Source organism: Halosimplex carlsbadense 2-9-1 (assembly GCF_000337455.1).
Lineage (GTDB): Archaea > Halobacteriota > Halobacteria > Halobacteriales > Haloarculaceae > Halosimplex > Halosimplex carlsbadense.
The window spans coordinates 49,096-62,187 of sequence record NZ_AOIU01000003.1; the positions used below are offsets into that span (position 1 = coordinate 49,096).

General features: G+C 70.3%; 13 protein-coding genes. 6 read left to right on the plus strand and 7 right to left on the minus strand.

The features are described 5' to 3' along the window. Positions 1-86 precede the first annotated feature (86 nt). Entirely contained in the window at positions 87-1,085 is a 999-nt protein-coding gene (locus C475_RS00260) for a substrate-binding domain-containing protein (protein ID WP_006881710.1), read from the plus strand. A 78-nt stretch (positions 1,086-1,163) separates the two neighbouring features. On the opposite strand, the gene C475_RS00265 is transcribed toward C475_RS00260, so the two are convergent. From C475_RS00265 to C475_RS00285, 5 genes are all read right to left on the minus strand, one after another. Next, complete coding sequence (locus C475_RS00265) at positions 1,164-2,273, minus strand: ABC transporter ATP-binding protein (protein WP_006881711.1); 1,110 nt, start codon at positions 2,271-2,273, stop codon at positions 1,164-1,166. Positions 2,274-2,455: 182 nt separating this feature from the next. Beyond that, the gene (locus tag C475_RS00270) at positions 2,456-4,228 is read right to left on the minus strand and encodes an ABC transporter permease (protein WP_006881712.1); all 1,773 of its coding nucleotides are present in this window, start codon (positions 4,226-4,228) and stop codon (positions 2,456-2,458) included. Positions 4,229-4,367: 139 nt separating this feature from the next. Further along, the gene (locus C475_RS00275) at positions 4,368-5,690 is read right to left on the minus strand and encodes a hypothetical protein (protein WP_006881713.1); all 1,323 of its coding nucleotides are present in this window, start codon (positions 5,688-5,690) and stop codon (positions 4,368-4,370) included. A gap of 124 nt (positions 5,691-5,814) precedes the next feature. Further along, complete coding sequence (locus tag C475_RS00280) at positions 5,815-6,354, minus strand: CoxG family protein (RefSeq protein ID WP_006881714.1); 540 nt, start codon at positions 6,352-6,354, stop codon at positions 5,815-5,817. Positions 6,355-6,384: 30 nt separating this feature from the next. After that, complete coding sequence (locus tag C475_RS00285) at positions 6,385-7,413, minus strand: hypothetical protein (RefSeq protein WP_204366127.1); 1,029 nt, start codon at positions 7,411-7,413, stop codon at positions 6,385-6,387. Between the two features lie 107 nt (positions 7,414-7,520). Here C475_RS00285 and C475_RS23665 point away from each other — a divergent pair, with 107 nt between their 5' ends. Further along, positions 7,521-8,228 (plus strand): hypothetical protein, encoded by a 708-nt coding sequence (locus tag C475_RS23665; RefSeq protein ID WP_006881716.1) that lies wholly within the window; start codon positions 7,521-7,523, stop codon positions 8,226-8,228. An 83-nt stretch (positions 8,229-8,311) separates the two neighbouring features. Here the strand turns inward: C475_RS23665 and C475_RS00295 are convergent, their stop codons facing one another. Further along, positions 8,312-8,620: an Hsp20/alpha crystallin family protein gene (locus tag C475_RS00295; RefSeq protein ID WP_006881717.1), complete on the minus strand. Its 309-nt coding sequence runs from the start codon at positions 8,618-8,620 to the stop codon at positions 8,312-8,314. A gap of 149 nt (positions 8,621-8,769) precedes the next feature. Between C475_RS00295 and C475_RS00300 the strand changes: the two genes are divergently transcribed. The 4 genes from C475_RS00300 (at position 8,770) to C475_RS00310 (ending at position 12,621) form a co-directional block, all read left to right on the plus strand. Further along, positions 8,770-11,667 carry a PAS domain S-box protein gene (locus tag C475_RS00300; RefSeq protein WP_006881718.1) on the plus strand — a complete coding sequence of 966 codons (2,898 nt, stop codon included), beginning with the start codon at positions 8,770-8,772 and terminating at the stop codon, positions 11,665-11,667. A 92-nt stretch (positions 11,668-11,759) separates the two neighbouring features. Beyond that, positions 11,760-12,119 (plus strand): winged helix-turn-helix domain-containing protein, encoded by a 360-nt coding sequence (locus C475_RS00305; protein WP_049929780.1) that lies wholly within the window; start codon positions 11,760-11,762, stop codon positions 12,117-12,119. Between the two features lie 8 nt (positions 12,120-12,127). Continuing rightward, a complete protein-coding gene (locus C475_RS23670; RefSeq protein ID WP_161625151.1) occupies positions 12,128-12,304 on the plus strand; it encodes a hypothetical protein in 177 nt (58 codons plus the stop codon). A gap of 80 nt (positions 12,305-12,384) precedes the next feature. Next, complete coding sequence (locus C475_RS00310) at positions 12,385-12,621, plus strand: hypothetical protein (RefSeq protein ID WP_006881720.1); 237 nt, start codon at positions 12,385-12,387, stop codon at positions 12,619-12,621. A 51-nt stretch (positions 12,622-12,672) separates the two neighbouring features. Here the strand turns inward: C475_RS00310 and C475_RS00315 are convergent, their stop codons facing one another. Continuing rightward, entirely contained in the window at positions 12,673-13,056 is a 384-nt protein-coding gene (locus C475_RS00315; protein WP_006881721.1) for a truncated hemoglobin, read from the minus strand. Positions 13,057-13,092: the final 36 nt, after the last annotated feature.

Genomic DNA, 13,092 nt, shown 5'->3' on the forward strand with positions numbered 1-13,092 from the left:
GCGTTCGGCCGCTTAAGCGTTTGGTCGAGTCCCGACGAACGGGGATTTCGACCGCGCTTACGGCCGCGACGCGAGACGGGTCCGGTATGGCACTCGATCTCTCGATCGCCTGCTGGACCCGCGACCTGACGCGGTCGCTGCTGACCGGCGCGGTCGAACCGGACGGTGTCGACGCGACCGTCATGGCCGAGTACCCGCCGCGGCGCCACCGCCGCTTCTTCGAGCGCGGGGACTTCGACGTGTGCGAGGTGTCGCTGGCGTCGTACCTCTCCTCCCGGGAGCGCCCCGAGGAGTACCCCTTCACCGCGATCCCGGTCTTCCCGTGCAAGAAGTTCCCCCAGTCCTTTTGCTACCGGCGGACCGACGCCGGGATCGACGACCCGTCGGACCTGGCCGGCGAACGGGTAGGCGTCCAGTCCTGGCAGACGACCCGCGACGTGTGGATGCGCGGTATCGCCCGCGAGCGCTACGGGCTCGACCTCTCGGCGGTGACCTGGTACCGGCGCAAGGAGGACGACGTGCCCGTCTCGATCCCAGACCGCTTCGACATCCGGACGGTGCCGGGCGAGCAGGGCGGCGAGGCGATGGTCGACCCCGACGACCTGCGAGCGATGTTCTTCGACGGCGACCTGGTCGCCGCCATGGAGCCGGCCAACGCCATGTTCCACAGCGTCGTCGAGTCCGACGACGCCGCGCTGATGTTCGACGACCCCGTCGAGACCGAACGCGAGTACTACCGCGACACAGGGATCCACCCGATCATGCACACCGTCGCCGTCCGCGACGAACTCCTCGACGAACACCCCTGGCTCGCCGTCTCGCTGTTCGACGCCTTCCGCGAGGCCCGCGACGACGCGCTGGAAGCCAACCTGAGCCCCAGCACCCACACGACCAACACCTGGGGGCACCTGCACCTCGTCGAACAGGACCGGATCCTCGGCGAGGACGCCTGGGAGTACGGCCTGACCGACCGCACCGTCCCCGAACTGGAGAAGTTCCAGACGTACGCCGACCACCAGGGACTGATCCCCGAACCCTACGACCTCGACGAGTTGTTCGTCGACTGTTCGGTCGCGCGCACCTGAAAGGAGGGGTCGCGAATCGTCGCGGCGCTCCGGGACGGGCGAGTCCGACAGAACGCGGCCGACCGGGTTCGACGCCGGTCAGGACTCGGCCTCGTAAACCTGCATGGCCTTGGGCTGGAACTGGAGGTTGATCTCGTCGCCGCGGTCGAACTGCCGATAGCTGTCGGTGTGGACGACCAGCGTCGCGTCGGTCTCGTCGATCTGAACCGTCAGCTCGTAGCGGTCGCCGATGATCCCCTCGGCGACGACCGTCCCCGACAGCTCGATGCGCCCGTCGACCCCGTCGGCGAACTGGCCGATCTCGACGTCGTCCGGCCGGAGGAAACACGCCACCTCGTCGGTCTCGCCGCCGTTTTCCACGTAGTCGACGTTGCCGAGCGGGAAGTCGACGAACGGCGTCCGGACGACCCGCTCGCCGTCGCCGTCCCGTTCGGTCGTCCCGGTGAAGCGGTTGCGGACGCCGACGAACTGCCGGGTGAAGGGCGATTCGGGTCGCCGGTACAGCGACTCGGGGTCGCCGCGCTCGACGACCCGCCCGTCGTTCATCACGAGTACCCGGTCGGCCAGGTAGAAGGCCTCCTGCTGGTCGTGAGTCACGTACAGCACGCTGAGCCCGAGTTCGTGTTGGAGCCGCTGGAGCTCGTAGCGCATGTGCTTGCGGAGCTCCTTGTCGAGGTTGCTCAGCGGCTCGTCGAGCAACAGCAGTCCGGGGTCGTGGACGATGGCCCGGGCGAGCGCGGTCCGCTGTTTCTGGCCGCCGCTGAGATCGGTCGCCGGCGACCCGGCGAGGTCGCCGATCTCCATCAACTCGAGCACGTCCGCGACCCGCTCGTCGTACTCGTCGCTCGGCACGCTCGTCGCGTGTTTCAGCGGGAAGACGACGTTCTCGTAGACGGTCTTGTGCGGCCAGATCGCGTAGTTCTGGTAGACCATCCCCAGGTCCCGTCGCTCGGGCGGCAGCGACCTGGTCCCGTCGAAGACGGGCTCGCCGTTGATGGCGATCTCGCCGCCGTCGGGGGTCTCGACGCCGGCGACGCACCGGAGGACGGTCGTCTTGCCGCAGCCGCTGGGCCCCAGCAGCGCGACGATCTCGTCGGCCCCGACCGTCACGTCGACTCCCGAGAGGTGGAACTCGCTGCCGAACCCCTTCTCCAGGTCCCGTACCGTCAGCCGCGTGTCGGTGTCCATAGCTGTGGTCGTGTCCCCGGCGGGCCGCCGGCTCCGCCTCGACGGCCCACCGCTCGTCTCGGTTCGAGCTACCGCGCCCACGCATTAACCCCTACCGCGGATTTCTACGCCGTGGGAACTGCGGGTCGGGACGCTCCCGACCGACGCGGTGGGGTCGACGGCGCCGGGCGCGAGCGTCACCGTCAGTGCTGACCGAGTTCGTAGAAGGTGATCCCGCAGACCCGCATCGCGAGCACGAAGAGGACGGTCAGGCCGATAAAGACGGTCGAGATGGCGGCGACGAGCGACAGCGCCGGCTCGTACATGTACAGCTGGAACAGCTCGACGGGGATCACCACCGTGTCCGAGGAGTAGGTCATCCACGGGATCGACAGCAGCTGGAACACGTGGACGGCCAGGAAGAACCAGAGGACGACCGCCGTGTTGCGGAACAGCGGGAGGAAGACCGCCCGCAGCTGGCCGAGCCAGGAGGCGCCGGCGACCCGCGCGGCCTCCTCCAGCACCGAGTGGATCTGGACGACGTTCCCGACCGCGATGCGCGAGGAGACGGGGAAGAAGACGATGACCGAGCCGATGGCGATGATTGCGAGCGTCCCGTAGAGCGTGATCCCGGGGAGCTTGCCGACCCAGAGGCTCAGGAAGATGAGCCCGGCACCGGTGATGATCCCGGGCACCGCCAGTGGCGTGAGCGTCAGGAAGTCCACCGCGCCGCGAAAGCGCCCGTCGGTCCGCTCGGTGTAGTAGGCCGCCCCGACGACGAGGGCCGTCCCCAGCGTCGCCGCACCGACCGCGACCAAGACGCTGTTGGCGAACGCCTCGCGAAGCCCGGAACTCGTGACCGCCGTGACGTAGTGCTCGACCGAGAGCCCCGAGAGCCGGACGTGGCCCGTCCACGTCGAGTGGATCGACGTGAGCGCCATCGCGAGGATCGGAAGGATCCACACCAGGCCGACGACGCCCCACAGCCCGCCCGCGAGCGGCCACCGCCACCGCCCCAGGTCCCAGGTCCGCCGGCGACCGGACTGCCCGGTCAGCGTCATGAACTCCCGTTTGCGGCTCGTCACCCGCCGGTAGTAGTAGACGAGGACGCCCGTCGCGAGCAGCAGGCTACACGACAGCGCGGCGGCCTCGCCGTAGGCCGGCGGGAACCGCGAGTTGATCGCCGAGCCGATCACCGTCGAGTACACGTCGAACCCGTGGCGCGAGCCCAGCACCGAGACGATGGCGAACTCCCCCATGCCGTAGAGGAAGATCGTGATCACCGCCGAGAGCAGCGCCGGCTTGACCAGCGGAAGCGTGACCGACCGCAGCGTCTGGGTGACGCTCGCACCGTGGATCCGGCTCACCTCCTCGAACGACGCGTCCATGTCCTGCAGCGCGGGCACCGTCAGGAGATACGCCGTCGAGACGACGTTGACGCCCGCGACGAACGCGACTCCCCACGGGGTGAACAGACCGACCGAGAGCGACCCCAGACCGAGCGCGTCGGCGATAGCGACCGAGACGAGCCCGTTCTGTGGCCCGTAGGCGGTGATGTACATGATCCCGAAGACGTACCCCGGGATCGCCTGGCCGGACAGCAAGACCAGCTCCAGCCCGCCCTTCGTCGGGAGGTTCGTCCGCACGAACAGCCAGGCCAGCGTCAGCCCGAGCGCGATACCGGTGACCGTCATCCCAACCGCGACGACGAGGGTGTTGGCCAGCAGCGCCGGTACGTCGAAAAAGCCCTCGCTGTACACCGCGACGAAGTGGTCGAGCGTGAACGACCCGCCGATCTCGCCGGGATACCCCGACCAGACGCTCGTCCACAGGAGGAAGACCAGCGGCACCAGCGTCAGGACGGCGACGCCCGCGACGATCGTCCCGAGGACGAGTCGTTTGGCCGAGAATCGGCGGTCGACGAGGCCGCCGACGCCGCTCCTGAACGCGGCGGCCACCTCGTCGCGGACGCTCATCGCTCGCCTCCGCGCGCGTTCGGGGGGTCGGTGCTATCCATGGATATCGGTGAACGTGAGGTCGTCGTCGAACCGTGGTGGGTCGGTCGGACCGGGCCGGCCGTCGGCGGGACCGGAATCGAGGGACTCCAGCCCTCGGCTACGGCTTGAACATCCCGGTGTCGACGGCTTTCTGTCCGAGCGTGGAGTAGTCCGCGGACTCCCAGAACCCGATCGGGAACAGGTTCGCGTTCAGCCGCCGCTTCGTGTAGGGGTCGACGTCGATACCGGAGAGGTCCAGGTCCGTCCGAACGGGCACCTGGTCGGTCACGTCGGTCAGGATGCGGCGCTGGACCGGCTTCTCCAGCATCGCGCTGACGAAGTAGCGGGCGGCCCAGGGATGGGGGGCGTTCCGGTTGATGCTCAGGCCGCCCTCGGTGGCGTTGCGCTTGGCGGGGTCGGTAAAGATGCCCTCGACGGCAAGGTCGTCGTTCTTGACGAACGGCGCGGCCGCCCACGGCCAGTTGTACAGCATCATCGCGGCGTTGCCCTTCCCGACTTCGCGCATCCCCGCCGAGTGGGAGTTGACCCCGACCACTTCGAACCGGTCCATCAGGCTCCGGATCCACTCCATCTCGCCCATGTCCGTCTGGGCGGCGTGATAGCGGGTGATCCAGCCGATCATCCCGGAGCTGACGTAGCCCGAGAAGGCGACTTCGAGCCCCTCGTACTGGTCGTCGAACAGGTCGTTGTACGTCTCCGGGTAGTCCAGCCCCTGCTCGTCGAATATCTGCGTACTCACCGGGAGGACGACGCCGGCGCCACCGTTGAACCCCGACACCAGGAACGGGAGGGTCCGCTTCTCGGGCAGGGCGTCGGCGAACCAGAAGTTCTCGTCGATGCCCCACTCGAACCACTCCTTCGCGTAGGCGGTCCCGTCCTCCCGGCCTTTCTGTTTGATCCGGTCGCGGAGGTTCGACGCGACGCTGACCACGTCGGCCTTGTCCTCGCCGGCCTGGCGCTCCTGGAGGAGCCGCTGGGAGACGGCCGCGCCGTCGCTGGCGAACACCGTCGCCTCGATGCTCGTCCCGAACTCGTCGTTGATCACGTCGACGAGGTCGTACCACTGCTGGGAGTCGCCCGTCCCCGCGTAGATGGTCACCTCGGCCCCGTCGTCGACGTAGTCGGCGAGTCCCTCGGTCGTCCACGGCGGCTCGGGCTCGCCGGTCGTGGTCGGAACCGCGCTGGTCGTCGACCCATCGCCGTCACTCGTCGCCCCGTCCCCGCCGCTCGTCGATCCGCCGCCGGCGTCGGGCGTCGAGGTCGCCGGCGGTCCGGACCCCAGACACCCCACGAGCGACGCCGCCGAGACCGCCGCACCCGTCGCGAGAAACGCCCGTCGCGAGGGGAGCCCGGTCCGACGCCGTCGGTCGTCGCGCTCGTCTCGTTCCCGCCCGGCGTCGGCTGAACGCTGTTCCGTCATACACGTCCAGCTACCCCGCGTTCGGATAAACGGATACCGCAGATTGTTATTCGATGGGAAGACGTCGGTCGGAGAACGGACGCGACGGGCCGGCGACGGCGCGATACCGCGGTCGCGACCCCGGTCAGTCGCCGCCCTCGACGACCTCGGTGAGGTTCCCGAAGTAGGAGTCGATGTCCCGTTCGACGATCGGGCGCAGCACCGACGGGTTGAGCGTGGCGGCGCCCCCGGTGTAGGTCACTTCGGCGGTGTAGGCCAGCTTCGACTCGTACCGGTCGCCGTCCTGGATCTCCATCGCGGCGAGCACGTCGAACTCGCTGCCGGTCGTCGAGTCGAACGCCGTCGCGCTCGTGACGACGTGGTCGGGCGGGTCCATCTCGACGAACTCGGCCTCGCCCGACAGCGAGACGGTGAGCCGGCTCACCCCTCGCGTGATCTCGACCGAGTAGCGCCGCTCGGACTGCCGCTCTATCGACTCGGCGCCCGGCACGCACTCCGTGAGCGTCTCCGGGTCCGAGAGGTGGCCCCACAGCTCGCCGGGCTCGGCGTCGACGTAGACGGCGTCGGCGAACTCCAGCCGCTCGCCGCCGGCGTCCTCGCCCGGGTCGTCGCTGTCGTCGCCGGTCGGTTCCTCGGCCGGTCGCGTGTCGTCTGAGTGGCTCATTGGTGGAAAGCGGCGAGCGGTGGGCGGTCGCTACACCTCGATGATCGTGAACTGGTTCGACGCGATCCCGACGTTGTAGAAGTTCGCCTCCCCGTCGGTGACGACCACCTCGTAGCCGTAACTGCCGGGGTCGAGCGAGTCGGTCTCCAGCGTGCCGGTCCACTGGGCGGTCGTCTCCTCGCCGCTCTCCTGCCAGGACAGCTCGACGGAGTCGAAGGCGCCGTCGGCCGACTCCACCGTGACGGAGTCGAGCGCGTCGCCGCCGACCAGCTCGCCGCTCGACCCGTCGTAGATGCCGACCGAGAACGTCACGTCCATCTCGCCGCTGAACTGCCGTTCCGGAGCGCAGCCGCCGACGAAGCCGCCGGCCGACTCGACGGGCGACCCGTTCCAGAACGTCTCGGTCGTGACGACGTAGTTGGTCGGGTTCGAGTACTCGATGACCTCGATGGCGTCCTCGAGGATGCCCACGGCCCGGAAGTTCGCGTCGCCGTCGGTGACCTCCACCGTGTACGCGTACGTCCCCGTCGAGATGTCGCTCGGTAGCTCCCAGGAGCCGCCCCACTCCTCGGCGGGGTTCTCCTCGTCGTCGCCGGCCCAGCCCAGTTCGACTTCCGGCCCGCCGTCGACGTTGACGACGACGCTGTCGAGGTCCTCGTCGGTGAGCTGCTCGCCCGTCTCGGGGTCGTAGATGCCGACGTAGAACACCGCCAGCATGCCGGGGACGAACCGCCGCGTCGCCGAACACGCCGAGGCGAACGCCGCGCCCTCCGGGACTTCGCCGGTCCCGGTCTCGGCGGTCACGACGTAGTTCTCCGGCTGGGGTTCGGGCGTCGCCGTCGGCGTGTCCGTCGGCGTCGCGGTGTCCGTGTCCTGGGCCGGCTCGGCGGTGTCGGTGTCGGTGTCGCCGCCGGGACAGCCGGCGAGCGCGACGGTCGCCCAGCTGGCCGCGCCGCCCGCGAGCACGCGCCTGCGGGTCGACCCGCCGTCGCCGTCGTCGCCGTCGTCCGGGCCGGCGAGCGATTCTTCCTCGGTCGAGTAGCTGCTGTCGCGGCTCATGTACACGCATAACTCCACGAGGTGTCGACAAAACCCTCCTCGTAGTTCTAACTCTCTGGGAGACACGCCGGCCGTTTTAGCGTAAACTCCCCGAAGATGCTAGCGAGATGGCTGAAGACACCTCCGGCGCCGACCGTGACGGTCGCGCGGGCGAACAGGACGAACCGCCAGCCGAGGGCGAGCGGTCCGACTCGGCGGCCGACGGGCGAGTGACGAGACGGCGACTCATGGCGGCGGGCGCGGCGACCTGGGCCACGGCGAGTGTCTCCGGCTGTCAGTACATCACCGACCCCGGGACCGGCGACGACGACACCGACACGCCGACGGTCACCACCGAGACCACCACCACCGACGACCCCGTCGGCCCGGCGACGCCGACGCCCGACGCCGGCGAGGGGACCGACGACCCCGACGGGACCGACGACCCCGACGCGACCCCCGACGAGGAAACCCCGACACCCACCGCCACGCCGACGCCGACGCCGCCGCCGACGACCACCTCCTGTGCCAGCCTCGGCCGGTTCGCCGCCGGGATGGAGGTCGGGCTCCACGTCGCCCTCTACGACCCCGAGACGGGCGACCCGCTGGGTGACGACGCCGTCGACGCCGTGCGAGTCGAGTTCCCCGACGCCGACTACGGCCCGCTCGAGTTGAACTGGCAGGGCGACCACGAGGCGTACTCGGCCGACACCTGGGGGTCGAAGATCGCCACCGACGAAGACACCGAACGGGGGACCTACCGCTACGAAGTCAGCGTCGAGGCCGACGACGAGACGGTCGAGACGAAAGTCGCCGACCAGTTCACCATCGTGTAGATCGCCCGTCCGTCGCGACCGCTTTCCGAGTCCGATCCGCGGTCCGCCCGTCGGACCGCCGCCCGAACCACCCGACCGCGCCGCTACGTCTCGATCTCGATCCGCCGACCGGGCGGACTATCGTTTCGGTCGACCGGGAGTTCGACGTCGAGGACGCCCTCCCGGTAGGTCGCGGTGATGCCGTCGGCGTCCACCGCCCGCGGGACGTTCACCTCGTGGTCGAAGACCCGCGAGCTCCCGGGGCCGCCGGACCGGCGCGCCGAGACCGTCAGTCGGTGGTGGACCCACGCGACCTCGATCTCCTCGGGGTCGAACCTCGGCAGGTCGACGAAGACCCGATAGATCCCGTCGTCGCGGTACAGTTCGACGTCGTGGTCGGGGTGGTGTGTCATCGGAGTCGCCCTGTTTGGTGGTACCTCCCACCGGCCTACTTACGTTTTGGTAGTTACAGCTCGGTGAGAACGGCAGCCGGTCGACCGGACCGACACCGCCGGTCCCGTGGAGTAGGCTTTTGCGCGCTCGCGACGTAGTTTCAGCCAACGTGACGGGCAACGGGACACGGCCGGAGACGAGCGGAACGGACCGCCAGGGGTACGCGGTCGACGGCGCGGACGCGCGGGCGACACTCGACGCCGTCGCGAGCGCGACCGCGGCCGGCGTCCTCGTCGTCGACGACGGCCGGGTCTCGTTCGCGAACGCGAACGTCGAGCGATACCTCGGGCGCGAACCGGGCGAGCTGACGGGCGATACCGTCGAGACGGTCCTCCCCGACCGTGCGACCGAAGCGGTCGCGGCGGTCGCCGACGGCGGCGCCGAGCGGACGGTCGCGTGGCGCGCGTCGGACGCGGGAGCCTCCGCGGACGGGGCTTCCGGCGCGGTCGACGGCGGTATCGCCGCGACGGTCAGCCCGGCCGACGGCGGCCGGGTCGCCGTGACACTCACGCGGGGCGAGCGCGACCGGGAGCCGCCGTCCGACGACGGCGTCGCACGGGTCGCGCTCGACGCGGACGGACAGATCGCGGGCTGGAGCGACGGCGCGGCGGCACTGACGGGGTGGTCGACCGTCGAGGCCGTCGGCGCGGACCTCTCGCTTCTGTACCCCGACGACGGCGAGGCCGACCCGGAGGAGACGCTCGCCAGCGCGCGGACCGACGGACCGACCGAGACGGAGGGGTGGCGACTGCGCCGCGACGGGAGCGACTTCTGGGCGAGCGTCTCGGTCACCCCTCGGCGGGACACCGACGGCGGTATCGCCGGGTTCGACCTGCGGCTGCGCGACCGGACCGACCGCAAGCGGCTGGCCGACGAGCGCGAGCTGCTGGCGACGGTCAACCACGCGATCGCCGACGCCGACGGCTTCCGCGAGGGCGTCGAAACCACCCTCGAAGCGGTCTGTGCGCGCACGCAGTGGGCCTACGGCGAGGCGTGGGTGCCCGACGCCGGCGGCGACGCCCTCGAACACCTCGTCGGCCACGCCGAGTCCGAACGGCTGGAACCGTTCCTGCGGGCCAGCCGCGACGTGACGTTCGACGCCGCAGAGGGGCTCCCCGGCCGCGTCTGGGCGAGCGAGTCCGCCGAGTGGATCCCGGACGCCTCGGCGGTCCCCGAATCGACGTTCCGCCGGACGGACACCGCCGAGTCCGTCGGCCTCCAGGCGGCGCTGGGGGTCCCGATCCGGACCGACGACGGCGTCGTGGCCGTGTTGACCTTCTTCCTGCGGGAACGGCGGGCCGCCGACGAGGAACTGGTCGAGGCCGTCACCGACGTGACCGCCGACCTCGGCGCGCTGATGGCTCGCAAGCGGGCCGAGGAGGACCTGCGTACCTTCCGGAAGGCCGTCGAGCAGGCGGGCCACTCGGTGTACGTCACCGACACCGACGCCACGATCGAGTACGTCAACCCCACCTTCGAGCGGGTCACCGGCTACGGCGCCGCGGAGGCGGTCGGGGCCGACCCCTCGATCCTCAACTCCGGCGAGCACGACGACGCATTCTTCGCCGACCTCTGGACGACGATCACCGACGGCGAGGTGTGGACCGGCGAGGTGCGCAACCGTCGCAAGTCCGGCGAGCCCTACGTCGTCAACCAGACGATCGCGCCGATCGTCGACGGCTCGGGGGAGATCGAGCGGTTCGTCGCCGTCAACGACGAGATCACCGACCAGAAGCGCCGCGAACGGGAGCTGCGCAGCCAGCGCAACTCCCTGCGCCGGATCAAACAGATCATCGAGAGCCTGCGCCCGATCAACCGCGCACTCGCTCGCGCCGACACCCGCGAGGCCGTCGACCGCGGTGTCTGCGAGGGACTGGCCGCCTCGGAGGCGTACCTCGCGGCGTGGGTCGGCGACTACAACGCGGCGGCCGACGGGATCACGCCCCGCGAGTGGGCGGGTGTCGACGACGCGTTCGTCGAGGAGCTCGACCTCGGGCTCGGCGACGGCGGGGCCGGGGACGCGGACGAGGAGGGACTCTACCGGCGCGCGGTCGCCGAGGGCGAGGTCCAGGCCGTTCGGGACCTCACGACGGCGCCAAGCGGCGGTCCGCGCCGCGAGCGCGCGCTGGCCCACGGCTTCCAGTCGCAGGCGGCGGTTCCCGCGGTCTACGGGGACTCCGTCCTCGGGGTGCTCACCGTCTACTCGGCGCGGCCCGACGCCTTCGACGAGTACGAGCGGGGACTGCTGGCCGAGCTCGGCGAGCGGGTCGGCCACGCCATCAACGCCGCCGAGAACCGGCAGTTGCTCCACACCGACACCGTCGTCGAACTGGAGTTCGAGGTCGGCGCCCGGGACTCCCCGACCGCGAGCGTCGCCGGCGAGCTGGGCTGTCGGCTCTCGCTGAACGGTGTCGCTCCGGCCGCGGCGGGGTACGTCGCCTACGTCGCCGTCGACGGCGCCCGACCCGAAGCGGTCGCCGAGGCGCTCGCCGACCGCGACGGAGTGGACGGGGCCCGAGTGGTCGAAGCCCACGGCGAGACGGGCGTCGTCGAGGTGACCGGCGGCGCCGACCCCGTGGCCGCGCTGGTCGAACACGGGGCGACCGTCCGCGCCTTCGAGACGACCGGCGAGGTCGCGACGGTCCGCTGTGAGATCGCGCCCCGCTCGGACGTGGAGACGCTCATCACCGCGGTCGAGGCCGCCGGCGAGGACACCGTCTTCGCCGCCAAGCGGACCCGCGACCGCGACGTGCGGACCGTCGAATTGACCCGGACCGCCGTCGAGGAACGACTGACCGACCGCCAGCGCGAGGCGCTCGCGCTCGCCTACCACGCCGGCTTCTTCGCCTCCCCCCGCCACTCCACCGGCGAGGAACTCGCCGACGTGCTCGACATCGCCTCGCCGACCTTCTACCGACACGTCCGCGAGGGTACCCGGAAGGTCCTCGAACTCCTCGTCGACGCCGAGGACGCCCCGCCCGCGAACGTAACTCGTTCCGAACGCTAGTTGACTAGCGTTTCGCGATCGGTTCCGGAATCGATTCACTAGTCAGCTAGTTCCTTCGGCTATGCTCCCCGCCGGTGAAGGGCTAGATACAGATGTCAGAGGGTAGAGACCGGGCGTTTCTGGACGCGGTGGGCGACGAGGACTGCAAGACGATCCTCGACGCCGTCCGTACGGAGGCCAAGACCATCCCGGAGCTGTCCGAGGAGTGTAACATCCCGCTGTCGACGGCCTACCGGAAGGTCAACCGGCTCCAGGAAGCGGAGCTCGTCGCGGAGAAAAACCGGCTCCCGGAGGACTGCCGGCCCAAGAACGTCTACGAGCTGCGCTTCGACGGCGCCGTGGTGACGATGGGCGAGGAGGGGTTCACCGTCGAGTTCGGCGGCGAGTCGTCCGAACCGACCGCCTACGATCGGATCGCCGACCTGCCGCGGTCGGCGGTCGGGAGCGACTGACCGGGGCGATGGCGCGGTTCAGCGTCGACTGTGAGACGTGCTCGTTCACCGCCGAAGCGCCCTCGGTCGCGGCGGCGCTGTCCGAGGAACGCGCCCACAGACGCGACCAGGGCGTCGAACACCGCGTGACCATCGAGCGGCGTCCGCGCGCCCGGGACCGGCCGCTCGCGAGCGACCACCCGTGAAACGCGACCGTCGGTGAACCACGACCACCGAGAATCACGACTGCCCAACCGAAACCGTCACCACCGGACCACACACGGCAATGACCGACCACTGGTACTGTCTCGACTGCGATCGGCGCATCGATCCGGACGACCGTTCCCGTCACGCCGCCGCGGACCACCGACTGCGGGGCGTCCCCGTGTCGATCCGCCCGTCCGCGACGGCCATCCGACGGGCCGACGACGGCGAGACCGCGAGACGGGCCGACCACGGTGAGACCGCGATCCGACCGGTCCGACCCACGGAGTCGCGACTCGCTCGTCGTCCCGGGGACTGACTCGCGGGACCGACGAGCGGGCGGCCGCACGCTTGCGCGCGAGCAGCCGGCTCAGTCCTCGGCGCCGTCGGCCGGCGTCGCCAGGAGGTCGGCCTCGTAGGCTGCGATCGCCTGGACCACCTTGTCGGCGTCGTCGTCGGCCACGTCGAACGCCGCCAGCGTCGCCTCCAGGATGTCGATCGCCCGCCGGATGTGGGCCTCGGTGAACGGGACGTGGAGGTGGGCCTCCCGGACCGGCGCCGCGTCGTACGTCTCCGGTCCGCCCGCGGCCTCACAGAGGAAGTCCGCCTGCGTCCGCCGCAGCATCTCCAGGTCCGAGTCCTCGAAGAACGGCCCCAGCTCGTCGTCGTCGAGCAGTCGGTCGTAGAACTCGTCGACGACCGCCTCGATCCCCTCGCGCCCGCCGAGCCGGTCGTACAGCGTCGCTCCGGTCATGGGCGTACGACCGCGGCCGAGGGGTTTGGGTCTACC

What these genes read in the sequence shown, in the direction of transcription:
- C475_RS00305 (WP_049929780.1), top strand. Translation starts at nt 11,760, where the DNA reads ATGTCAGAGGGTAGAGACCGGGCGTTTCTGGACGCGGTGGGCGACGAG.
- C475_RS00285 (WP_204366127.1), bottom strand. Translation starts at nt 7,413, where the DNA reads ATGAGCCGCGACAGCAGCTACTCGACCGAGGAAGAATCGCTCGCCGGC.
- C475_RS00260 (WP_006881710.1), top strand. Translation starts at nt 87, where the DNA reads ATGGCACTCGATCTCTCGATCGCCTGCTGGACCCGCGACCTGACGCGG.
- C475_RS00280 (WP_006881714.1), bottom strand. Translation starts at nt 6,354, where the DNA reads ATGAGCCACTCAGACGACACGCGACCGGCCGAGGAACCGACCGGCGAC.
- C475_RS00295 (WP_006881717.1), bottom strand. Translation starts at nt 8,620, where the DNA reads ATGACACACCACCCCGACCACGACGTCGAACTGTACCGCGACGACGGG.
- C475_RS00310 (WP_006881720.1), top strand. Translation starts at nt 12,385, where the DNA reads ATGACCGACCACTGGTACTGTCTCGACTGCGATCGGCGCATCGATCCG.
- C475_RS00265 (WP_006881711.1), bottom strand. Translation starts at nt 2,273, where the DNA reads ATGGACACCGACACGCGGCTGACGGTACGGGACCTGGAGAAGGGGTTC.
- C475_RS00315 (WP_006881721.1), bottom strand. Translation starts at nt 13,056, where the DNA reads ATGACCGGAGCGACGCTGTACGACCGGCTCGGCGGGCGCGAGGGGATC.
- C475_RS00270 (WP_006881712.1), bottom strand. Translation starts at nt 4,228, where the DNA reads ATGAGCGTCCGCGACGAGGTGGCCGCCGCGTTCAGGAGCGGCGTCGGC.
- C475_RS00275 (WP_006881713.1), bottom strand. Translation starts at nt 5,690, where the DNA reads ATGACGGAACAGCGTTCAGCCGACGCCGGGCGGGAACGAGACGAGCGC.
- C475_RS23670 (WP_161625151.1), top strand. Translation starts at nt 12,128, where the DNA reads ATGGCGCGGTTCAGCGTCGACTGTGAGACGTGCTCGTTCACCGCCGAA.
- C475_RS23665 (WP_006881716.1), top strand. Translation starts at nt 7,521, where the DNA reads ATGGCTGAAGACACCTCCGGCGCCGACCGTGACGGTCGCGCGGGCGAA.